Source organism: Hymenobacter rubripertinctus (assembly GCF_003583925.1).
GTDB lineage: Bacteria > Bacteroidota > Bacteroidia > Cytophagales > Hymenobacteraceae > Hymenobacter > Hymenobacter rubripertinctus.
On record NZ_QYCN01000116.1, the window covers coordinates 1 to 690 of the forward strand.

General features: G+C 58.6%; 1 protein-coding gene. It reads right to left on the reverse strand.

The genetic code is table 11. The annotated features are described in order from the left end of the window. Positions 1-235: 235 nt before the first annotated feature. Positions 236-454 (reverse strand): hypothetical protein, encoded by a 219-nt coding sequence (locus tag D0T11_RS22365; protein ID WP_147374812.1) that lies wholly within the window; start codon positions 452-454, stop codon positions 236-238. Between the last annotated feature and the right edge of the window lie 236 nt (positions 455-690).

Below are 690 nucleotides of genomic sequence, written 5' to 3' on the forward strand. Positions count from 1 at the left end.
GTCGGCACGGCCTGAATCTGTTGCGCCAACTCACCCGGCCACATACGGCCCCTGACCAGCCGCTGGCACGCAAAATTCTGAACCTACTGGATGTATTTAGTCGCTATCTTGCTCGTGGACAACCCACTAAAATAGTAGGGTAGAGTATGCGGGGGCAAGTATAGGGTAACGCAAGCAAGCAAGCAAGCAAGCAAGCAAGCAAGCAAGCAAGCAAGCAAATTAGTGGATGAGGGGGCTATAGCCGGGTTATTGCGCCGACAGTGCCTGCTTGCTCGTCGACAGAAACGGTGGTCGTATTAGTGGGCGTATTGGGCACGTAGTTCCAGCCGGGTGGCAGGTTCCAGGCGAAGGAGGAGGCCCCGGGCTGGCTGGTGGAGGCCGCGAGCGAGAGCGGGCGCTGGTCGCCGCAACTCAGGGCCGACGCCGAGGCGGTGACGCTGGTGATGGTGGGCACGGGACGGGTGATAAGCAGTTCGCGGGGTAGACTGATGAGTGCGCCCCGGGGGGTGTTGAAATTGGTGTTTTCATTACAGATCCGACTGGGCGGTGGTATAATGCGAGGTGATTCAGGTTGGCGTTAACCGACGGTTGTGCTCGTCGATGACGAGTTGGATGCGCGTATGGTGCATTTTCTCGCACCGACTAAACGAGCAGGACTTGCGCACCAACACGCCGCACTTTTGGCGCAAC